Genomic DNA, 21,734 nt, shown 5'->3' with positions numbered 1-21,734 from the left:
TCCGAGAATAAAGAATATAATAGTTAAAAGAAAAAACTCTACAAGGTAGGTAGAGCAATGGATGTAGAATTACAAATACTCAAACATTTACGTCGAGAGGCCCACCCAACAGTGGGAGTCATAGATGAATATTGTGAAGAGTACAGAGACATATTTAAAGAAGTAAGAAATTATGAGTGCTTCAAATATTTACATTTGGGAATCATCTCAACGCTCAAAAGGAAATCCTTACCAGAGATAGCGAAAGTAGTAAGCATAAACTCAGCCCAATCATTACATCATTTTATTGCTAATTCAGACTGGTCAGTAGAGAAAGTAAGAAACAAAAGATTAGATAAAATAAAGAGAGCATTAAATGGAAAAGCAATTACCGTAGTCATTGATGAAACAGGAGACAGGAAAAAAGGTAACAAGACTGATTACGTAGCCAGACAATATTTAGGAAGTGTGGGGAAAATAGATAGAGGGATAGTTTCAGTCAATGCCTATGGAGTGTACGATAACATAACATTTCCGCTACTGTTCAAAGTATTCAAACCGCAAAAGACACTAAGAGCAGAAGATACATATAAGACCAAGATAGAATTAGCGACAGAAATAATTACAGAATTAATTGAGTTCGGCTTTACTATTGAATTAGTATTGGCAGACAGTTTATATGGTGAGAGTAGTCAATTTATAAGAAAATTAGCAGCATATAACTTAGCTTATGTCGTAGCAATTAGAAGTAATCATGCAGTATGGTTGCCTGGCAATCAGAAGGTTAGGGCGAATAAGTGGTGTAAATTTACCAGAACATTTAGTAACCAAAAATCAGAGAATAGATATATCCGCGAAATAATTTATGGTAAGAGAAAGGAGATAACTTACTGGGAATTAACCACAGATCCAGAAACAATGCCAGAGAATTCTACTTCTTTTGTCATGACCAATCTTCAAGGAAATCTCAAGAAAATTTTAGGCGACTTTTATGGATTAAGAACATGGGTAGAATATGCCTTTCGTCAGTGTAAACAGGAATTAGGTTGGACAGATTATCGGTTTACTGATTTTCAGCATATTGAGAAATGGTGGGAAATTATTTTGTGTGTTTACACAATGATTAGTTTAAACTCTCCAGCGTTTTTATCCCTAAATCAATCTCATCAGCTTGCACCTAACATACTAGAAATCAGTGCAGTTGATTTCTCTGTGCATCAGCAATGGAATCATCAAACCGGATGGAAGAATACTCTCAATAATCTGCGATTAATTGTCCAACCATTTTTACTTTTTTGGTTGATTTATCCCTGGCTTGATGTTTTTCCCAATTCCAATTTGCTGCTTGGGTTTAACCAACTCATTAGTGTTATGAATGGATTAAAACCCTTTTATTCTTCTGCATAATTTATTGTATTTACTGCTTGTTTATTTCGGAAAGTGACAGAAGAGGGATAGTATACCGTTTGCCATTTTGGGAAGTCATTTGGCAACATCCGCCATGGACAACCCGCACACAGAACATAAAATATGGCACTAATCACAGCGCGTAGGTCAACCCGACGGGGACGACACCCCAAATTTATTGGGGGTATCAGCACTGATAGCAATTCCCACTGTTCATCGGTCAAGTCTGTTGGGTATGATTTAGACATGGCTCAAGTAACTCTGTCTCTTTTTTATCTACTGACAGAATATCGTTACTTGAGCTTTTCTTGACTTGACAAACATCCTCTCAGACTAATATTACCCCCATCACCAACGGTATTAGGTTGAGTATAACTACTCAAATCGCTATAATCGAAAGTAATAGGCAAATCTGCACCGCAATACAGTCACAGCGGGTCTATCAGTGAGTTGTTAAGATTTTTGAACTAGTATAATTGGTGATGTCGTGGGGTGATCAAAGGCGATCGCTCAACTACAATTCTTGTGTCAATTAATTAATACAAGTATGGATTAATTCCTCAACCCCAGCAACTGGCAGAATTTGTGTATTCAATTTTTCAGCCACCTCCGGAACAGTCATATCATCTAAAAATATTAATTCTCCATGTTTTAACATCACCTTTGGTAATAAAATTCCATCTCCTAAATCCTTTCCTCGGAGATTTAAAACTAGGTCATGACCCGTAATTAACCCAGTGACAGTAATATTTTGTCCCCAGTAATCACTCGCTAAAGCCTCCATCTTGAGTTCTAAACCCTCAACAGCATTTAGGCGTTGTAAAATCGGTTGGAATGCTTGTTCCACAGCATTACCCACCACCCAAGTCAATTTTTTTGGCTCATCTAGCTTTGATGGTAATAACTCCGCTGCGGTAGATGCAAATTGCTGAATAAATAAACGAATGGAACCCACACCGTTATCAATCTGCGGATATTCTTCATATTCCGCTGCGCTGGGTAATTCCTCACCCGCAATCAAAAACCACTCATCTGCTAACCAAGCAAAACCGGAACCCAATTGTTGGCGAAATTTCTGGGACATGGTTTTGACTTGGGAAATAACTTCTTGAGCCTTTTCCCTTGTTACTGGTATCAGCTCATCTTCTGCTGGGCGAAACCGGGTCAAACCTAGGGGAACTACTGCTACTGATGCCACAGCGGGTAATTCTCCAGTATGAAATAATGCTAAGTCTTTCAGGGTTTGTTCTAGGTGTTGACCATCATTGATCCCAGGACAAACAACTACTTGAGCATGAATTTGTAGTCTGCGCTCTTGAAACCATTTAATTTGTTGTAAGATTTGCCCTGCACGTTGATTTTTTAGCAGTCTAATTCTGATTTCCGGTTCCGTAGCATGAACAGAAACGAACAAGGGAGACAGGCGCATTTGTTCAATCCGCAGCCATTCTCTTTCGGGTAAATTGGTCAGGGTTAAGTAGGAACCATATAAAAAGCTCAGACGGTAATCATCGTCTTTTAAGTACAAGCTGGAACGCTTACCGGGTGGTTGCTGGTCAATAAAGCAAAAGGGACAACGGTTATTACATTGAATTAAACCGTCAAATAGAGCAGTTTCAAACTCTAGTCCCAAGTCTTCATCGTAATCTTTTTCTATTTCAATGTGATGAGTTTTTCCAGATGGGTCTAAAACTTCTAGTTCTAGCACTTCGTCAGCGCAGAGAAACTGATAATCAATTAAATCACGGGGTTTTATGCCATTGATGGCAACTATAGCATCCCCCGCTTCAAAGCCAATTTCTGCGCCTATAGAATCGGGTAATACTCTGGTGATTTGAGCGGGACGGATGGTAGACATGATGAGAAACCCGGAACCAATGAATATCAACTATTGTTCAACAATCCGGCGCTAATCGCACCCAAGATTGCTACACCAAAGACAAGACGATACCAAATAAATACCCAGGTGCTTTGGGTCTTGAGGAATTGTATCAACCCAGCGATCGCTATATATGAAAATATCCCAGATGAAATGACTCCGACAACCATAGGAAGCATACCCACATTACCTACACCCACTTCTAAAAAATCTTTCAACTCCACTAATCCTGCTAGGGTAATGGCGGGAATTCCCAGCAAAAACGAAAATCTTGCAGCTGTATCCCGTTCTAAGTTGATAAATAGTCCCCCGGTGATTGTGGAACCTGAACGAGATACCCCAGGGATTAAGGCCAAGCATTGAACTAAACCCATCCATAACCCATCTTTCATGGTGAGATGCTCAAAGTCACGTTGACGTTTACCCAGTTTTTCTGCTATTCCCAATAGTAGGGACATGGATATAGAGGCAATGGCGATCGCTGTTAGACTTCTCAGCGGTGAATTATCGTAGTCTGGGATTAATAATTTAATTAACAGTCCCAAGAACACAATCGGGACTGTTCCCAAACTAATCCCCACAAATAGCTTGAAGTCATGGCTTTGGTAGTCTTTGAGGGCGATCGCTTTTGTTGCTCCCTTGATAATTTGGGTAATATCACCCCAGAAATACCACAGCACAGCCACAATACTACCTAACTGAATAATCGCAGTAAAAGCTACCCCTGGATCCCCCCAACCCAGTACTACAGGTACAACTTTTAAATGTGCTGAACTGCTGATGGGGATAAATTCAGTCATTCCCTGGACAAAGCCCAGAAAAATCGCTTGTAAGATATTCATTTCTGGTTGTACTTCCCCTAACTCTGGGAGAGTTTGGGTACTTAAAACCTTTGCTGGAAATACTGCAACTGACAAAATAGCAGATGCAGTACTGAGGAATAGGAACCATTGACGTTTTGATAAAGCCATTTAATTTATTTCTAATAGCCCAGAGCTAGAACCAATTATAAAAACATCTTTTAGAGCTACTTACCAGGAAAAACTCATCAGCACAGTTTACCCTGCTGCTAGTCAATTTATGCAAAAATTAGGTAAACTAAAAATCCCCCCCCAGGGCATTACCCGGTGTGATATCTTAATTAACATAAAGTTTAGTAACAAATATTAAAAACTTTGATGAATAATAGCTTGTCTTCCTATGGCTGCGCCACACCAGCTACTACCCAGACTCCTATAAATAGTGATTTACCTTGTACTGACCTATGGCTACCCCACGCCACCTATGGGCAGAAGAGGATTAATAAGTTAGAATCTACACTTTGCTTATCTGCTTCCCTAACCAGAACTACGGTGAGGGGACAAACTTGGTTAGTATTGGCTGCGGCTGTGTTTTTGGTATCAGTACCAGTATTTATAGAAGCACCATTAGTGCGATCGCTACCAGTGCTCAGTGTCGCCCTCACCGGATTTTGGGTATGGCTGAGTTTTAACTTAATGTCCCGTCAACAAACTTATATTTGGGGAGACCTCCTGTTTGGGTTTAGCTGGAGTTGGCTAGCAGGAGCTATTTACTGGGGTTGGTTACGTTGGGAACCCCTATGGCATTTACCAGTGGAATCTATTGGTTTACCATTTGCTGCTTGGTGTCTCATCAAGAAGTGGGGGCCAATTGGTAACTGGTTTTATTTAGGTTCTTTACTCGGTACAGTCTTGACAGATGTATATTTTTATATAGTAGATTTGATGCCATATTGGCGGCAAATTATGCAAGTAGAGCCAAATAATGTGTCACCAATCTTACAAAATGCTTTAATCCAAGTACAAACCCCCTGGGGACAAATTTGGGCAGTAATAGGGTTGATACTGCTATTGACCGCAGGAGTTTTACCCTTACGTACAAAATCAAAACATTGGTACGCCTTTAGCGGCGCAGTCTTAAGTACAATTTTGGTAGATAGCCTTTTCTTAATAGCTGCAACTAGGGCTTAAAAAATCAAGCCTGGTGTTACTAGTATAGAAAATAACTTATTTACAGGTATTCCCAAAAACCCAGGGATATAGATAAATTTTTGTAAACATCAGACCCATCCCAGTAGCAGCAAATATTGGGGGGTATTATTACGCTGTATATTAGTTTTTGATGACTGCTAAGTGCTGAATAGGAAGCTTTGAGCCACCAATCCCCAATCTGCCCTTCCCTGAAGATAGGATGGGGTGGGAGGTAGGGGTGAACCAGGAAAAGATGAGCAGCTCAACAGTCTTCAACGCTATGCTTGACATCTTAGGCCTGAATTCAGCTTATAGTTAATAGCATTTGGCAAATCATGATTATTTTAGTTTGATGGAACGAGGGAGAAAAATTGTGAAAACATTGGTGCGTTTATTAACAGTATTTAGCTTAGTAGTCGGCTCATGGGGATGGCTGGGAACAACTCAGATAGCCGCAGCTGCAAATATCAACAGTGTGACATTTAGTCCAGTGGCAGTTTTGGCAATTACACGGCAGAATAGAGCAGATGCCAAGTTAGGCACAGAATTTGGTCAAAAAGTTGATTTGAATAATACCAACGTGCGAGCATTTCAACAGTATCCAGGCCTGTACCCCACCCTAGCCAAAAAAATTGTACTTAATGCTCCCTATGAAAAGGTAGAAGATGTCTTGAATATTCCCGGATTAAGCGATCGCCAAAAAGAACTTTTACAAGCCAATCTAGAAAACTTTACAGTCACCGAATTAGAAACCATCTTCAACGCCGGAGACGATCGCTTTAACAACGGTATCTACAGATAACTGTCTCAACAGTTAACATTCATCATAAATATGGTGAGAAAAGCCCTAGGCTTTTCTCACCATGGGAGATAGCAACAAACTACCCATCCCACAACACCCTAATTGAAAGCCCCCGCTACCCAAATTAGACTTTGCTGCAAACAGATATTCCTAGCCAATTTGATGTTTTAGTAGTTGGTGCTGGTGCTGCTGGACTATACACAGCACTGTGTCTACCGGAGAAATTGCGAGTTGGCTTGATTACCAAAGAAACCGTCTCTTTATCCGCCAGCGATTGGGCCCAAGGCGGTATTGCGGCGGCGATCGCCCCAGAGGATTCGCCTTCATTACACATTCAGGATACATTACACGCAGGTGCGGGCTTGTGCGACCCCACAGTCGTAGAATTCCTAGCCCAAAGAGCAAGTGACTGTATTCAATCCCTAGTTAAATTGGGAGTAGCTTTTGACCGTAACGGTCAAGCATTAGCTTTAACCTTAGAAGCCGCCCATTCTCATCCCCGGGTTCTCCATACCGCCGATAGTACAGGTAGGGAAGTCACCACGACCCTGACAGCACAAGTATTGCGCCGCCAAAACATTGAGGTGATCCAGCAAGCTTTGGCTTTGAATTTGTGGCTCGAACCCCAAACCGGGAGGTGTCAGGGAATTAGCCTATTCTATCAAGGCAAAATCATCCCTATCAGCAGCTCCGCTGTAGTTTTAGCCACCGGCGGTGGTGGCCAAGTGTTTGCCCAAACTACTAACCCAGCAGTCAGTACAGGGGATGGGGTAGCCATGGCCTATCGAGCGGGTGCGATTCTGCGAGACTTAGAATTTGTGCAATTTCATCCTACCTCCCTCACCTTACCAGGTGCAGACCACTTTCTGATTAGTGAAGCTGTACGTGGCGAAGGCGCACACCTGGTTGATGACACTGGGCGGCGTTTTGCTTTTGATTATCATCCTGCGGGTGAACTAGCACCCAGAGATGTAGTTAGTAGAGCTATTTTTAGCCATCTTAAACACACCGCCGTTGATCTTGCTACCGCCCACGTCTGGTTAGATATGCGCCCCATATCTCCTGAAAAAATTCGTCATCGCTTTCCTAATATCGTTAAAGTTTGTCAATATTGGGGAATTGATGTCTTCCATCAACCCATTCCTGTAGCCCCAGCAGCCCATTATTGGATGGGTGGTATCCTTACCGACCTCATGAATCGTACCAACATTCCGGGTTTATACGCCGTGGGTGAAAATGCCAGTACAGGAGTACATGGGGCGAACCGTTTGGCGAGTAACTCCCTACTAGAATGTATTGTTTTCGGAGCGCAGATGGCAAATATTGATCTCCAAGATATGACACCATCTTCAGAAGTACCAATGGTCCGAGTCCGAGAATTCAGCGCCGATATCAATGAATGGCAAAGCCAAAAAACCCATCTAGAAACACTTAGAGGCAATTTACCAGCTTTGCTGTGGCAAAGTGCCGGCATTTGTCGGGAACAGTCAGGTTTAGAATCGGCAATTGCCACAATAGAATCTTGGCAACAGGATTTTGCCGCTTTGCCTTTGAGTCAATTCTTACTTTCTTTAAGTCCCAATGAATCGGTCAGTTTTAACATCACAGATGATGTGGAACCAGAATTGCGACTTTGGGCAGAAACCCGGAATTTATTAGATATAGCCCATCTCATTCTCAAAAGTGCCACCTTTAGAACTGAAAGCCGGGGGGGACACTACCGGCTAGACTATCCTCAACCAGACCCTAACTGGCAAGTCCATACTCTGGTACAAAAAGGCCAAGGGGAAAAACCTCTGATTTGGAAAAATTAATTAGTCATTTTCGCAAAAAAAAAGTCAACATTCTTGTTGACCAAAGGAGTGGGATACAAGCCAACCGCCATCAATCACCGAAAATACCGAAAGTTCCTAGGTCCAGTGTAGCCAGAAATTCTAGCCAGTTCGTCGAGGTTTTGTACCCCGCTATAGACTTGACCATTAATTATCCAAGTGGGAAAGCCCTTAATGTTGGCTGCTTGACACACTTCCGGTTTACCTTTAGGGCTATCAGCTGCACACTCGACCATAGTATGATTATCTTGCAGAATCTTGTAAGCTTCTTTACCAAAAAGTAGTTTTTGTTCATGGCAGTGAGGACACCAATAGGCAACATACTCCTTAGCATCTATGGTTGTGAGATGTCTTGCTAGTTGAATTTCTGCCTCACCAGATGTGGTGGTGATTTCCCAACCAAAAGCTGGGTCGGCATTGAATTGGGGTCTAAAGCTAATTCTTTGGGATTCTCCAGTAGTTGTCCCTGAAGAGTTCACCCCAGCATAGACCCCTAAAGTACCAATGAGTGTGATCATGGCCACAATAATAGCAGTAAAGAAAATTTGCCCCATGTCTTCCCAAGGACGACCGATAATGCTCAAAACTAAAAGACTCACAGAGAAGACAGCTGAGGCAATACAGTAATAACAAACGGCTTGGATTTGGAATACCAGTAGATACATTAAATAGCCACTGAAAACCGACATAGCGATCGCCCCGATCAACAGCAACCACCCGGTAGAGGTTTCCAATTGTTTTAAACTATTTTTATCACTTGGTTTCCCAACTAAGGGAGTAACAGCCAAAATCACCATACCCACATAGGCTAAAAGCCCAAATAAGGCTAAGGGTAAGGACTGGTTAAAAATGGGGATGGTTGCCCAAGGACTAGAAAGGACATCATTACAGCCTTTAGCTCCAGCTTGGGCCACACAAGCTGCACTACCTCCGGTTAATTTTTCTATGGTGATATAACCTGTGGTTAAAGCCCCAAATCCAGCGATCGCGGCCATTAATGGACGCGACCATTGATGAATCCAAGGAGTAGAACGGCGGCGAATCATATTTTACTTCGGGTGTTATTTAGTCATCAATAGGCGGAAATACTTCCCTTCCCATCTTTATGGCTGCGCGACGCCAGCTATCGGATTGCCTAAGAATGGATTTTTACAGCTCCAGAAATAGATTGAATATTGACATTGGGATGCCAATGACTATGGGCAGCTTCCACAAATTGACTGACGCGAGTCGGGTCAATTGGTTGCTCAATGCGACCGTGGCGCTTGAGGGAACTGGAAACAATCACACCATTAGCAGCCTGCATCAGAGTAGCAATATTTTCCCAGTTAGCACCACTACCTATAAAGACAGGAGTCCCATTAGCCGCACCACGAGCTAGTTCCAAATCTTCCTGGTTAGGAGGACTACCAGTAGCCCAGCCAGACAAAATTACCCCATCTGCTAAACCTCTTTCAATAGTATCCTTCACAGCCACAGTGAGATTAGGGGAACCCAAAGGGCGGGCGTGCTTCACCAAAACATCAGCTAAAATTTTGACATCACAGCCTAATTCTCGGCGATAACGCAGTAATTGATGAGCTTCACCTTCAATTAATCCTTGATCAGTGGCCATCACTCCTGTCAATACATTCACCCGGATGAATTGTGCTTGGGTAGCGTAAGCGATCGCCATTGCACTTTTGCCATCATTGCGTAAAACATTTAAACCAATGGGCAATGTCACCAAATTTTTGATTCTTTGTACCACCACAGTCATAGCACTGACAACAGCTGGATCAACCTGGTTTTTGGTAAACGGCGCGTCAAAAAAGTTTTCCACAATAATGCCGTCCACCCCGCCACTGGCCAGGGCTGCTGCTTCTTGTTCGGCACGCTGAATTACCGCTTTGAGATTACCTCCCCAACGGGGTGAGGTGGGCAGTGGAAGTAGATGAACCACGCCAATAATTGGTGTTCGAGTTTTAAATAGCTGATATAAGTCCACGTCTTAGTTTTATACCTAATATTTGGGGCGCTTTGCGGGGTCTAGAGTCCACCAGTCTGGAGTCTATAATTTGTTTGACTGTGCCAATTTCAGATTTTTGATTCTGTGAGTTTTGGATTTGTCCATCTAAAAAAAGACCAAAGAAAATTCTGTGGTTCTGTGTGCCAGGCCAATATTGAGCAGCATCAACCTCAAATCCTCAACGTTTCTACTACTGTCTACCTTGACCAGAGTCAAGCTCACACTGTCTTAGTCGGAGAGTCATAGGAAAAGGAAAATCTCCTCTCCTTAACCTGTATCCTCTTTTGGATGCAGTCAATCTAAAATCCCAAATCTCAAATCCGAAATTGTTTGACTGTTGATTATTGAACCCCAGTCACCTGAAGTCCACACCAAGCCGCTCAGGGAGCTGGCTCCTCTTGACTTTTAACTAACTAGTCAAGTGTGTTTTGAGTTGGTTGTCTTACTACCTCTTCCCTAGGTTGGAAATTATCGTAAAACCTCCTCTAAGATATGTTAAGATAAAAATAGGCTAGAAGAGGAGTTTGCCACTCACAAGACGCAAAGCAACTTCCCCTGGTTTATCTGCCTCGCCCACGCACCATCGTTGGCAAAGCCTGACCATTAGGGTGAGTTTACTGCTTTATTAGGCGTTGTCTCGTACTCCTGGGTCCCAATCACCTACCCAGAGAGCGCGGTTTCCCTGAGGGTAGCGACTTTTCAAAACCAGCCCTGTGGGCGGCTTCCCGACGGGTAAATTAACAGAGGCGCTGCGGTAATTAAAAATACCAACAGACAAGTTAAAAATATAAGTGTCAAATATACTTAAAGACACTTAACCTACCCTGGGAAATAGACTAAGTAGTACATATATAATAACATGGCCGGAAAATCTCCTATGGCACTGTGCCCGCAGCCAGTGGCTAGCAGTGAGAAACAGTTGTTCTAGCGCCTGACTCTGTGAAGGTGTATATCACAAGCAGCAAAATCGTCGCTGCTTGTTAATCTGACTAGAAAAAACAGAAAATGTTTTCAAAATATGGGTGAAAAGCCAACCATTGCCATTTCGCACCTGGGTTGCGAGAAAAATCGAATTGATACAGAACATATGCTAGGGCTGCTTGTAGAAGCAGGCTATAGTGTAGATACGAATGAAGAGTTAGCAGACTATGTGATAGTTAATACTTGTAGTTTTATAGAAACAGCAAGACAAGAATCTGTCAGAACTTTAGTAGAACTGGCAGAGGCCAAGAAGAAAGTTGTGATTACCGGCTGTATGGCGCAACACTTCCAGGAAACATTATTGACAGAGTTGCCGGAAGCAGTAGCACTAGTAGGTACGGGTGATTATCACAAGATTGTGAATGTAATTGAGCGTGTAGAACAAGGAGAGCAAGTCAAAGAGGTTAGTCCAGAACCAACCTACATCGCTGACGAGACCACACCGCGTTATCGCACGACAACAGAAGGGGTTGCCTACCTGCGAGTAGCCGAAGGATGTGATTATGGTTGTGCATTTTGTATTATTCCCCATCTACGAGGGAAGCAGCGATCGCGTACTATTGAATCTATAGTTGCCGAAGCCGAGCAGTTAGCCAGTCAAGGAGTGCAGGAAATTATTTTAATTTCCCAAATCACCACCAATTACGGCTTAGATATCTATGGCAAACCAAAGTTAGCCGAATTACTTCATGCTCTAGGTAGAGTGGATGTACCGTGGGTGAGAATGCACTATGCATATCCCACAGGGCTGACCCCAGATGTCATAGAGGCAATCCAAGAAAACCAGAATGTACTACCATATTTAGACTTGCCCCTGCAACATTCTCATCCAGATATTCTGCGCTCAATGAATCGTCCCTGGCAAGGACGGGTAAATGATGGGATTATTGAACGCATCAAAGCAGCCCTACCAAATGCCGTACTCAGGACAACATTTATAGTTGGTTTCCCGGGAGAGACAGAGGAACATTTTGAGCATCTACTAGAATTCATCGAGCGCCACGAATTTGATCATGTGGGTGCATTTACCTTTTCACCAGAAGAAGGCACACCCGCTTACACCCTAGCCAATCAGTTACCCCAAGAGGTGATGGATGAGCGCTGGCATAGATTAATGGCGCTGCAAGGGCCAATTGCAGCTAAAAAAAATCAACAGGAAATCGGCAAAATAGTTGATGTCCTGATTGAACAAGAACACCCGGAAAGTGGAAAGCTCATAGGTCGCTCAGGTAGATTTTCCCCAGAAGTCGATGGTCAGATATATGTCGATGGGGCGGCAAAATTGGGAACCATCGTACCAGTAGCGATTCAAGATGCCGATACATATGACCTCTACGGTGAAGTTGTCACTAGTTACCACAATCAGTAGAGGTAGCTTTGATTGAGTACCTCAGTGCGTGAGCGCAGGCTCTCAACTTGGCAGAATCTCCCTCGCTGCTGACCGCGTAGCATCCTCAGCTAAAAGAGGCTGGCACACACTTTTTTAAATCTGGCAAACCAATACAACAGCCGTCAGATTTACTAAACCAAAACCAAAAAACAAAATCTAGGAGAATTAATGACTCTTTCGTTCCAAGAATTAGGTATTTCACAAAAACGTGTTGAGCAATTAGAAAAAATTGGGTTTACCACACCTACTAATATTCAAACCCAAGCCATACCCCAACTACTAGCAGGTAGGGATGTAGTGGGTCAATCCCAAACTGGAACAGGCAAAACAGCAGCATTTTCCCTGCCCATATTAGAGCAGCTAGATGTAAATCAGAAAGTCGTACAAGCGATGGTATTGGCGCCAACCCGTGAGTTAGCAATTCAAGTTCACGATGCCATCAACCAATTCGCAGGTAACGAAGGATTGCGTATTCTGGCAATTTATGGAGGTCAATCTATTGAACGCCAAATGATGCAACTAAAACGTGGTGTTCACATGGTTGTAGGCACACCAGGGCGGATGATTGACTTACTAGATAGGGGCTGTCTCAAACTCGATCAAGTCAAGTGGTTCGTCTTGGATGAAGCCGATGAAATGTTGAGCATGGGCTTTATTGATGATGTGATCAAGATCCTATCTCAAGCCCCCAAAGAGCGGCAAACAGCCTTATTCTCAGCGACTATGCCGCCATCAATTCGCATGATTGTCAACAAATTCCTGCGGAACCCGGCGACGGTCACTGTGGAACAGCCAAAAGCCACACCTAACAAAATCAATCAAGTTGCTTATCTTATCCCCCGCCACTGGACAAAAGCTAAAGCATTACAGCCAATTCTGGAAATGGAAGATCCAGAAACAGCTTTAATCTTTGTGCGCACCAGACGGACAGCCGCAGAACTGACGAATCTACTACAAGCAGCAGGCCACAGTGTAGATGAATACCACGGCGACTTGTCTCAACAAGCGCGGGAGCGATTATTGACCCGATTCCGGAATCGTCAAGTACGTTGGGTAGTAGCTACTGATATTGCAGCACGGGGTTTAGATGTCGATCTGCTCTCCCATGTAATTAACTACGATTTGCCAGATAGCGCCGAGACCTATGTTCACCGCATTGGTCGCACTGGTCGCGCTGGTAAAGAAGGTACGGCAATTTCATTGGTACAGCCCTTTGAGCGCCGCAAACAACAGGCATTTGAGCGCCACAATCGCCAAAATTGGCAAGTGCTTTCCATTCCCACACGGGCGCAGATTGAAGCGCGACACATCCAGAAATTACAAGAACAAGTCAAAGAAGCCTTAACTGGCGAACGCCTGGCTTCATTCTTGCCCATGGTCAGCGAACTACTCGAACAATATGATGCTCATGCGATCGCCGCGGCTGCATTACAAATTGCTTATGACCAAACCCGTCCGGCTTGGTTGCAATCTGGGGTAGATCCCCAAGATGATGCACCCGCATCCAAGCCGAAGTTAATCAAGCGTCGTAGTGGAGAATATTCCGGTGACAGAAACCGTTCCTCCTGGAATAAATCAGACAGCAATGGTGGAGACGAAGTCAAACACAGCACTCCTAAGCCCAAGCTGCGGACTCGCCGTGACACTTCTTCTGTGTCATCGTCAAATGCAGTCAGAGACTAAGCTTGGTTAACTTAACCAAGGACGACTGACCTGTTCTAGTTGCCCGATTTCATCCGTGTTTAATCTCCAGCCCAAAGCGCCTGCATTTTGTTTGACCTGTTCGGGAGTCTTGACCCCGGCAATAGGAATTATGTTTCCTTGAGCAATTAACCAATTGAGGGCTACTTGGGCAGGAGTGCGACCATACTTTTCTCCCAAACTGTGGAGTAAAGAAATAACAGGAGCAATTTTCTCTAAACCTTCTTTACTAAATCGCGGGTCTATCTTCCTCACACCATTGGGAGTTTCCCCCCGCTCAGGTGTGTATTTACCTGTGAGCAATCCCTGGGCCAAGGGACTGTAAGCCAGAATAGTCACGCCCAATTCTCGGGCTGTGGCTAAAATGCCATTACTTTCAATTTGGCGGGTCAATAAAGAGTAGCGGACTTGGTTTACCACTAAAGGTATTCCCCGCGCCGCTAATATTTGATGGGCTTCTCGCATTTGAGTAGCTGAATAATTACTTACCCCCACCGCAGCAATTCTACCCTGCTTCACTTCATCGGCTAGGGTATTCATCAAACTTTCTTGACTTAAAAAGAAAGCAAAGGGCCAATGGACTTGATACAGTTCAATGCGCTCTAGTTGTAAGCGTTTGAGACTCTCGGTTAAAGCATCTGAAACAGACTGACCTGTAAACCGCCAAGGTAAAGGGCCAAATTTCGTAGCTATTTGCACCGGTTTTGATGCTGTTTGCATGAATTGGCCTAATAATTTTTCTGAGAGTCCCATTCCATAAACTTCAGCAGTGTCAAAGAAAGTCACGCCACTATCCAATGCTGCTGTAAACGCCCCCTCCAACTCTTGGGTACCGTAGCCATTGCCATAATTCCAGAAAAGTTTATCACCCCAAGCCCAAGTACCAATACACAAGGGTGTAACACTCGGGCCATTTTGTCCTAATGTGATGTTTTCCATGTTGAATACTTATTTTATTTACATTTCTTTACTTCTTTAGTTTATCGTCACATTCCAGGTAATTTAAGCTTCCCCGGTTTAGAAAACCGGGGATTTCTGAAGAGTCCATAAACGAACTTTCTTAGGTGAACGATGATTGAAATCAACTTTTCAAGCTCTTTTATAGCTCCTCCCTGGCAATTTGTTCCTATAAACTGAGCTTTAATTTTTACTTGATTATATCCTTGGTTTGCTGCAAAATATTGTTCTTGTATTGGTAAAATTTCATCTGACTATCCATTACTCACATCTTTGTTAACAATCTTGAAACATTTATGTGGCAACGGTTTCAACCCTTGAAAATTTCCCTACTCTTGACAAAAGGTACCTTATTCTTCTTGATACAACCCTTATTTTATTGAGAATCATCAACGGAGGATTAAGGTTTGGGGGTTTGTGAGCGATCGCTCTCACGAATGTTAAGAAAGATCCGGGTAATGGATAGTTGTAAGGGGAGGGGACTGGATTTTATTGTTTTTTGTGTGTTCTCCATTCCTTCCTATTCCTTCCGGTGTTCCCTGTTCCCTAAGATAAAAATTACCTGTTGAAAACTTATTAAACATCCTCTAAGTCTGGGAAAATATATTCAGCAGACTTGAATGGTTCCCTAAATATATTAAGAAAGGTAGCTGGGGACTCTATCTTTGATGGAAACTCAGTAGAGAGGCTTGTAGTTAGCCCAGTCAGGTTTAGACCTTACCAAGCTAAAAATATTTGACTATATTTTTAGTAACTATTATGAAATCGTTTATGACATTCTCAATTGTGTAACCCAACTTGAAAAATAGCTATGGCAAGCGGCGAAGTATTTGATTCTCAAACCAACTCCCAGATTATACCCAAAGTTAGTGTACTGACCATGTTTCGGTTAGGCTTATTTCAAATGGGATTGGGTATCATGTCACTTCTAACTCTGGGGGTGCTGAATCGAATTATGATTAAGGAATTAGCACTTCCAGCCACTTTGGTAGCTGGAACTATAGCCATGCACCAACTGGTTGCACCCGCCAGACTCTGGTTTGGTCAAATGTCTGATGCCAAACCTTTATTAGGATATCATCGCACCGGTTACATTTGCTTGGGCGCTGCTGTATTCGTCACTACATCTTTTTTAGCAGTACAAGTAACTTGGCAATTAGGAGCCAGTTTTTATGCTCAGGGTTGGACATTACCAACCTATGGTTGGGTGGCTTTGCTAGCGGGGATTTTTGCCTTCTATGGATTGGCTTTGAGTTCTAGTTCTACTCCCTTTGCGGCTTTGTTAGTAGATGTTTCCGATGAAGACAATCGCTCTCAATTAGTGGGTGTTGTCTGGTCAATGTTAATGGTGGGTATTGTCATTGGTGCAATTATCAGTTCTGTGTTATTACCAGCACCTGGCAATGAGGCACAAGTGTTAGACACAACCTTAACATCTCTGTACAGTCAACCTGAACAGTTAGCAGCATTACAAAACTCAATTAACCGCCTATTTTTCATCCTCCCAGCTGTGGTTTTTGGTTTAGCTGTATTATCCACATACAATGTGGAAAAAAAATATTCTCGTTATGTCTTGCGTTCAACTGCGATCGCACGAGAAGACAAAATTACTCTGCAAACAGCCCTAAAAGTACTGACTGCTAGTCGCCAAACAGGTTTATTTTTTAGCTTTTTGTTGGTTCTCACCATCAGTTTGTTTATGCAAGAGCCTGTGCTTGAACCTTATGGTGGTGAAGTTTTTGGTATGTCTGTGGGGGAAACTACTAGACTTAATGCTTATTCGGGAGTAGGGACGCTGATTGGTCTGGGTTCTACAGGATTCCTAGTTGTACCACGTTTAGGTAAACAAAAAACTGCTAAGTTGGGGTGTTTTTTGGTGGCATTTTCCTTTGTATTGATCATTTTAGCAGGATTTACTGCCAATCAAAAACTGCTGCAAGGGGCGTTATTTTGTTATGGTCTCACCTCTGGTATGACGACAACCGGGGCGATTAGTTTAATGTTAGATTTAACCGCAGCAGAAACAGCTGGGACATTTATCGGCGCTTGGGGTTTAGCACAAGCAATTTCCCGCGGTGTGGCTACTGTGAGTGGCGGTGCTGTGTTGGATTTGGGGAAAGGAATTTTCTCACAAACATTAATGGCTTATAGTTTAGTTTTTGGAATCCAAGCACTGGGAATGCTGCTGGCTGTGTGGTTCCTCAACCGCGTCAATGTCAGGGAATTTCAAACCAATGCCAAACAGGCGATCGCCTCGGTTTTAGAAACTGATTTAGACTAAATATGGGTAAGAATTAATTCATGAATGATTTTTGGACAACAATTCTCGACTTTGCCGAAACCACTACCACCAGAGTAGGTAAGCAACTCATGCAAGATTTTGGGAAAGTCCAGGCTTCCCAAAAAGCTGACGGTAGTTTAGTCACCCAAGCCGATAAATGGGCTGATCAGGAAATTTGTGATGCGATCGCTTCTCATTTTTCCGGTTATGGTATTTTAAGCGAAGAGAGTGACAAAGTTTTCCCCGATACAGAGTGGTGCTGGGTCATAGACCCTTTGGATGGCACAACTAACTTTACTAGGGGTCTTCCCATTTGGTCAATTTCCATGGGTCTGCTGTATCGAGGTACACCCATTTTTGGCTATGTTTACGTCCCCCCACTAGGTCAAGCTTTTCATGGTTTCTGGGCTGGTTCCTCGGGATTAGCAACACCTTCAGGGGCTTTCCTCAACCATCATCCTATCCATAGCAGTAGTGATACAGCCACTAAAAATCACTTTTTTAACCTTTGTTCCCGTAGCACTTCCGTGATTACCACTGACTTTCCCTGTAAAATTCGGATGCTGGGTGTAGCTAGCTATAATTTCCTCACAGTTGGTACAGGGGCTGCATTAGGTGGTATTGAAGCTACACCCAAGGTTTGGGACATCGCCGGGGCTTGGGTGATTGTTCAGGCTGCGGGTGCTAGCTGGATACCGCTCCAGGATGAGCCATTTCCTTTGTCATCAGGGGAAGATTATAGCGATCGCTCTTTTCCTACCCTGGTTGTCAGTCGCCGGGAATTAGTACCGGTATTTACCCCATTTCAGGAAAAATTAAAACTTTAAGTAACTGATGTCTTAGGTATTATCATACACTGTCTCGTCTTCTTTGCGCCAGGCTGGATCAACAATACAAATAAATACCAAGGGTTCCACACCACAGTTGCGGATAAATTGCCTGGTATGGGGAGGAATATAGACTGCGTCTCCTGAACTGACTATTTGAGTTTCATCATCAATGTGCATTTCTCCCTCTCCACTGAGAATATAATACACTTCTGAAGTGGTGAGGGAGTGGGGTTGAGAGGTTTTCCCCACTGGTAAGGTGGCATGAGCTAAACTATACCTTAATGCCAGGGGTTGCTTATCAGGGTGTAGTAGTTCCCGGAGAATGGTATTATCTCCGGCAATGAATTCTTGACAGTCTTTGAGGTTTTGAACTAGCATAAATCAGCTTTTTATCATCAGCGGTTCTCCCTTGCCTGTTTTAGTAAAGCATGGGATTGGTTTTTGGTTGATAGTCAGAACAATCAATAGCCTCTTCTGTACTGGCAGTAGATGGGTGTACAGTACATTTTAGGCGGTAATTATTGGTAAAGAATTGGCAGTTAGGGCAGGGTATTTGATGCATTTGTTTGGCTGTGGTCACACTATCTCGAGCTGCTGACCAGAGACTCCAAGCAAACAGAGTAATTACAGTCCAAGCGGTAACAAAGCAAATAGGGATTAATAATGGTTGAATAGCCCGAATGCAAAGATTGATTAACTCTAACACGGTAACTCCTGATCAAAATTAAGAGTTAGAAGTATATTAACTCCTAACTCATCATTTTTTTCCTCTAGCTAGAGAAACTAAATGCCAGCATGACCCAGAGCTATACCAGCCACCAGCATTCCCAAGACTAGGAAGGGTTGAGCGCTAGCTTGGTATTTAACGTCATTTTTCAGAGGGTCACGCAGGAAATACATATCCTGGAAGGTGATTTGGGGGATGATTAACAACAGTAAAATGGCGGCATACAAGTTTTCATGAATACTGATCAGGTAAACTGCAATCACCCCTTGAAAAACATCAATCATGGTTGCACAGACCCAAGCGGCTCTGGTGACACCAAACATCACAGGTAATGATTTTAATCCGAACTGGCGATCGCCTTCCACACTCTTAAAATCATTAACAATGGCAATACCCAAACCAGCCAAGCTGTAGACCACAGTGATAACGACAATTTTCCAATTCAGTTCACCAAACAACGCATGACCCGTACACCAAGGAAAAGCCATATAGCTAGCACCAAGAGCATAACCGCCTAACCAACCGTTTTGTTTGAGCTTTAATGGTGGTGCGGAATAAATATAAGCAATAAAAGAACCCAGAATAGCTATAGTTGTAATGGTGGGAAATTCATTACCTGCCCAAACATCTAGTACAAAGGCGAGGATATTTCCTGAGATTAACAATACCCAAATTTGGGTAATGACTTGGGGTAAGGGAATAGCACCAGAAGGAATGGGGCGGTAGGGTTCATTCACCGCGTCAATTTCCCGGTCATAGTATTCATTGAGAGTTTGGGTATAACCTGCGAGTAAAGGACCCGAAAGCAACATACAAGCCGCCGCCTTCAAGACATTTTCCCAGGTCCAGGTGTAGTTACCCGCAGAGGCCGCACCACAGACCACCCCCCAAATCAGGGGAATCCAGGTGATGGGTTTCATCAGTTGTAAGCGGATTTTCCAGATGGACTTTTCCCCCGGTGCAGCGCCTTTCATACCCAGTAACTGGCGAGTTTTGGCACTGCGGTCAGTAACTGCTGTCATTTCCTGGTTGGCTTTAACTGAATCTATAGCCTCTGCTGGCTGGGAATTAGGTTTAATAGGTGTTGATTCTGACATCAGACTTAATTATGAATGGGAATAGGGAATAGGGAATGGGGAATAGATGGTTTTGATGACCCAATTCCCAGTACCCAGGACTTAAAAAGAAATTATCAAATAATTATTCTGAAATTTGGCTCCTGTTACCTGTCTACCAGTTAGGGACGGGGGTAGGAAGAGATTACGCCGTTGGTCTCCTGCTTCCACTGTAACTTCTGGGCCATATTGGGTCAGTTTGACTTGCTTTTTGTCAAATCCTGGTAAGAATAGGCGGACTTGACGGTTATGGGTGTCAATTTCAATGGGTTTGGGAGCCTGTAGTGCTTGTTCGACAAAGTTGGGTAGAGCATCTATTAAAGGTTGCCATTCCCCTGTGGGAGAGTCGGGAACAACGCTCACCGTCAGAGGTCTAAATTCTTCCGAGAGGTTGACTTGATCTGTGGGTGACACCACCATCACACCACCCACGGTTAAACCGATTTGTTGAGCGCTACCCCACAAATAACGAGCAGTTGCTACTTGTAGTGGGTCTGGTGTAGTCACTAAGAAGGCCGCCACGCGATGAGGATCTGCAAGAGCTGCTTTTCCCTTGTCTAAGAAATTATTCACCTGGTTGGTGGGTAGAGCAAAGTTATCTGCTGTCCAGTTGACATTAAAAAAGCTGCTAATTAGCGGCTGAATTAAGGGCGATTCCGCAATCGTTTTCCCTAAATCGGAGTTCACAAATAATTGCTGAAATCGCCGCACATACCAACTCAGAGATTCTGGCATCCCCAACATTCGCAAGGTAAAAGAATCACCGGTGCCATCATAGATAATCGCGTCATATTTGCCACTGGCATCATATTCGCGGATCGCATTCAAGGCTAGGGCGCTGTCCATCCCTGGTAATACTACCAGTTCTTGACCATAAACATCTTTGAAGATGGGTGTGCGGAGGTATTGCGCCTCCAGTTTTTTCACCTCTTCCCAGCTGCGTTCTAGCAATACAGAGGATTTCAATTGCACTACCTGTAAATTGGGGGCAATTTCCTGGGGGTCAGGGGTTATGGGTTGCTCCAGTAAGATAGGTAAAACTGGTTCTGTTAACCCTGCTAGAAGTACCCGCTTACCTTGGTTTGCCAATAACTTGGCGGTGGCGATCGCAATCTTAGTCCGTTCTGTACCACCTTTGCCCAAAAATGTCAATATCAGGGACATTAGTTGATTCTCTTTTTCCCAGCAATCTGTTCTACTCCAACTTAGCACTAGGCAAATACTCTTAGCTTCTGCTTTGAGTTCTATCTATTACACTGGTTTGACTTCATCTTCAAAAAACCAAGTAGATGAATTGTCGTCAAACAGTACCACTACACCAATTCCACAGCCATCAGCGACTTTGTAGCCTTGAATAATGCCGATTTGTCCGAGTTTTTTGGCAATAGTAGCAGACACGCGATCGCGCAAACGAAAAACTTTTACCTTTTGTCCAATTTCCATACTTAGTCACAATGCAATAAACCAAGTCTCAGTTTACCTGAATCAGTGACCCTGCGGTAATAGATTTGGGTCATGATGGAAAAGAGTTTGCATACTGACGGTCAATAAAAAGTCACAACCCAACCCACAAGGATCTGATATATTGGAAGAATGTCTGAGGTCCCAAGGCATAGACCCCAACAACCTACCAGAGTAGCAGGTAGCCATGACCACCACAGTAGTTAATCCCCAAATAGAATATCCTAGTTCCGACGGAGAACCCTTGGCAGAAACTTATATACATCTGTATGCAATTCTGACTACCCTAGAGGTGATTAAACAATACCTCGCCGGTCAACAAGCCACAGTCTTGGCTGATCAATTTCTCTATTATGTTCAGGGATTCCCTAAACTCAGAGTCGCCCCAGATGT

At 43.4% G+C, this 21,734-nt stretch carries 20 protein-coding genes and 1 pseudogene; 9 read left to right on the top strand and 12 right to left on the bottom strand.

The features are described 5' to 3' along the window. Positions 1 to 57: 57 nt before the first annotated feature. The gene (locus tag IM676_RS01495; protein WP_200987119.1) at positions 58 to 1,386 is read left to right on the top strand and encodes an IS701 family transposase; all 1,329 of its coding nucleotides are present in this window, start codon (positions 58 to 60) and stop codon (positions 1,384 to 1,386) included. Here IM676_RS01495 and IM676_RS01490 read toward each other — a convergent pair. The 3 genes from IM676_RS01490 to IM676_RS01480 form a co-directional block, all read right to left on the bottom strand. After that, complete coding sequence (locus IM676_RS01490) at positions 1,371 to 1,634, bottom strand: transposase (RefSeq protein ID WP_200988666.1); 264 nt, start codon at positions 1,632 to 1,634, stop codon at positions 1,371 to 1,373. The genes IM676_RS01495 and IM676_RS01490 overlap by 16 nt on opposite strands. 284 nt (positions 1,635 to 1,918) lie before the next feature. Continuing rightward, positions 1,919 to 3,244: a TIGR03279 family radical SAM protein gene (locus IM676_RS01485; RefSeq protein WP_200988665.1), complete on the bottom strand. Its 1,326-nt coding sequence runs from the start codon at positions 3,242 to 3,244 to the stop codon at positions 1,919 to 1,921. A gap of 26 nt (positions 3,245 to 3,270) precedes the next feature. Beyond that, complete coding sequence (locus tag IM676_RS01480) at positions 3,271 to 4,236, bottom strand: undecaprenyl-diphosphate phosphatase (RefSeq protein ID WP_200988664.1); 966 nt, start codon at positions 4,234 to 4,236, stop codon at positions 3,271 to 3,273. A 204-nt stretch (positions 4,237 to 4,440) separates the two neighbouring features. On the opposite strand from IM676_RS01480, the gene IM676_RS01475 reads away from it, so the two are divergent. The 3 genes from IM676_RS01475 (at position 4,441) to nadB (ending at position 7,872) form a co-directional block, all read left to right on the top strand. Beyond that, complete coding sequence (locus IM676_RS01475; RefSeq protein WP_404799813.1) at positions 4,441 to 5,256, top strand: DUF3120 domain-containing protein; 816 nt, start codon at positions 4,441 to 4,443, stop codon at positions 5,254 to 5,256. Positions 5,257 to 5,629: 373 nt separating this feature from the next. Then, positions 5,630 to 6,058, top strand: a complete 429-nt coding sequence (gene psbU / locus IM676_RS01470) for a photosystem II complex extrinsic protein PsbU (protein WP_200988662.1) — start codon at positions 5,630 to 5,632, stop codon at positions 6,056 to 6,058. 131 nt (positions 6,059 to 6,189) lie between these two features. Further along, on the top strand, positions 6,190 to 7,872 hold the full coding sequence (gene nadB, locus IM676_RS01465) for an L-aspartate oxidase (protein ID WP_200988661.1): 1,683 nt from the start codon (positions 6,190 to 6,192) through the stop codon (positions 7,870 to 7,872). Positions 7,873 to 7,946: 74 nt separating this feature from the next. Here nadB and IM676_RS01460 read toward each other — a convergent pair whose 3' ends face one another. From IM676_RS01460 to IM676_RS01450, 3 genes are all read right to left on the bottom strand, one after another. Next, on the bottom strand, positions 7,947 to 8,936 hold the full coding sequence (locus IM676_RS01460) for a vitamin K epoxide reductase family protein (protein ID WP_200988660.1): 990 nt from the start codon (positions 8,934 to 8,936) through the stop codon (positions 7,947 to 7,949). Between the two features lie 89 nt (positions 8,937 to 9,025). After that, entirely contained in the window at positions 9,026 to 9,877 is an 852-nt protein-coding gene (btpA, locus tag IM676_RS01455) for a photosystem I biogenesis protein BtpA (protein ID WP_200988659.1), read from the bottom strand. A 646-nt stretch (positions 9,878 to 10,523) separates the two neighbouring features. After that, complete coding sequence (locus IM676_RS01450) at positions 10,524 to 10,712, bottom strand: hypothetical protein (protein ID WP_200988658.1); 189 nt, start codon at positions 10,710 to 10,712, stop codon at positions 10,524 to 10,526. Between the two features lie 204 nt (positions 10,713 to 10,916). On the opposite strand from IM676_RS01450, the gene rimO reads away from it, so the two are divergent. Together rimO and IM676_RS01440 are read left to right on the top strand one after the other, a co-directional pair. Beyond that, a complete protein-coding gene (rimO, locus tag IM676_RS01445; RefSeq protein WP_200988657.1) occupies positions 10,917 to 12,248 on the top strand; it encodes a 30S ribosomal protein S12 methylthiotransferase RimO in 1,332 nt (443 codons plus the stop codon). 189 nt (positions 12,249 to 12,437) lie between these two features. After that, positions 12,438 to 13,952, top strand: a complete 1,515-nt coding sequence (locus IM676_RS01440; RefSeq protein ID WP_200988656.1) for a DEAD/DEAH box helicase — start codon at positions 12,438 to 12,440, stop codon at positions 13,950 to 13,952. A 6-nt stretch (positions 13,953 to 13,958) separates the two neighbouring features. Here IM676_RS01440 and IM676_RS01435 read toward each other — a convergent pair whose 3' ends face one another. Beyond that, positions 13,959 to 14,909: an aldo/keto reductase gene (locus IM676_RS01435; RefSeq protein ID WP_200988655.1), complete on the bottom strand. Its 951-nt coding sequence runs from the start codon at positions 14,907 to 14,909 to the stop codon at positions 13,959 to 13,961. A gap of 829 nt (positions 14,910 to 15,738) precedes the next feature. Between IM676_RS01435 and IM676_RS01430 the strand changes: the two genes are divergently transcribed. Next, positions 15,739 to 17,208: a BCD family MFS transporter gene (locus IM676_RS01430; RefSeq protein ID WP_200988654.1), complete on the top strand. Its 1,470-nt coding sequence runs from the start codon at positions 15,739 to 15,741 to the stop codon at positions 17,206 to 17,208. 20 nt (positions 17,209 to 17,228) lie between these two features. Then, positions 17,229 to 18,035, top strand: coding sequence for an inositol monophosphatase family protein (locus tag IM676_RS01425; RefSeq protein ID WP_200988653.1), 807 nt, complete (start codon positions 17,229 to 17,231; stop codon positions 18,033 to 18,035). A 12-nt stretch (positions 18,036 to 18,047) separates the two neighbouring features. Here the strand turns inward: IM676_RS01425 and IM676_RS01420 are convergent, their stop codons facing one another. The 5 genes from IM676_RS01420 to petP all read right to left on the bottom strand — a co-directional run bounded on the left by IM676_RS01420 (position 18,048) and on the right by petP (position 21,323). Continuing rightward, positions 18,048 to 18,416: a cupin domain-containing protein gene (locus tag IM676_RS01420; RefSeq protein ID WP_200988652.1), complete on the bottom strand. Its 369-nt coding sequence runs from the start codon at positions 18,414 to 18,416 to the stop codon at positions 18,048 to 18,050. A gap of 40 nt (positions 18,417 to 18,456) precedes the next feature. Next, a complete protein-coding gene (locus IM676_RS01415) occupies positions 18,457 to 18,744 on the bottom strand; it encodes a hypothetical protein (RefSeq protein ID WP_200988651.1) in 288 nt (95 codons plus the stop codon). A gap of 77 nt (positions 18,745 to 18,821) precedes the next feature. Then, positions 18,822 to 19,862 carry a chlorophyll synthase ChlG gene (gene chlG / locus IM676_RS01410; RefSeq protein WP_200988650.1) on the bottom strand — a complete coding sequence of 347 codons (1,041 nt, stop codon included), beginning with the start codon at positions 19,860 to 19,862 and terminating at the stop codon, positions 18,822 to 18,824. An 81-nt stretch (positions 19,863 to 19,943) separates the two neighbouring features. Next, on the bottom strand, positions 19,944 to 21,044 hold the full coding sequence (locus IM676_RS01405) for a Get3/ArsA fold putative tail anchor-mediating ATPase NosAFP (protein ID WP_200988649.1): 1,101 nt from the start codon (positions 21,042 to 21,044) through the stop codon (positions 19,944 to 19,946). Positions 21,045 to 21,131: 87 nt separating this feature from the next. Continuing rightward, a complete protein-coding gene (petP, locus tag IM676_RS01400) occupies positions 21,132 to 21,323 on the bottom strand; it encodes a cytochrome b6f subunit PetP (RefSeq protein WP_200988648.1) in 192 nt (63 codons plus the stop codon). A 205-nt stretch (positions 21,324 to 21,528) separates the two neighbouring features. Between petP and IM676_RS01395 the strand changes: the two are divergent. Next, positions 21,529 to 21,734, top strand: a pseudogene (locus tag IM676_RS01395) (Uma2 family endonuclease); the annotation flags it as partial.

The sequence above is a fragment of the Anabaenopsis elenkinii CCIBt3563 genome (assembly GCF_015245355.1).
GTDB classification, from domain to species: Bacteria; Cyanobacteriota; Cyanobacteriia; order Cyanobacteriales; family Nostocaceae; genus Anabaenopsis; species Anabaenopsis elenkinii.
The sequence above is the reverse complement of the archived record's forward strand: the minus strand, read 5'-3'. Positions and strand labels throughout refer to the sequence as shown.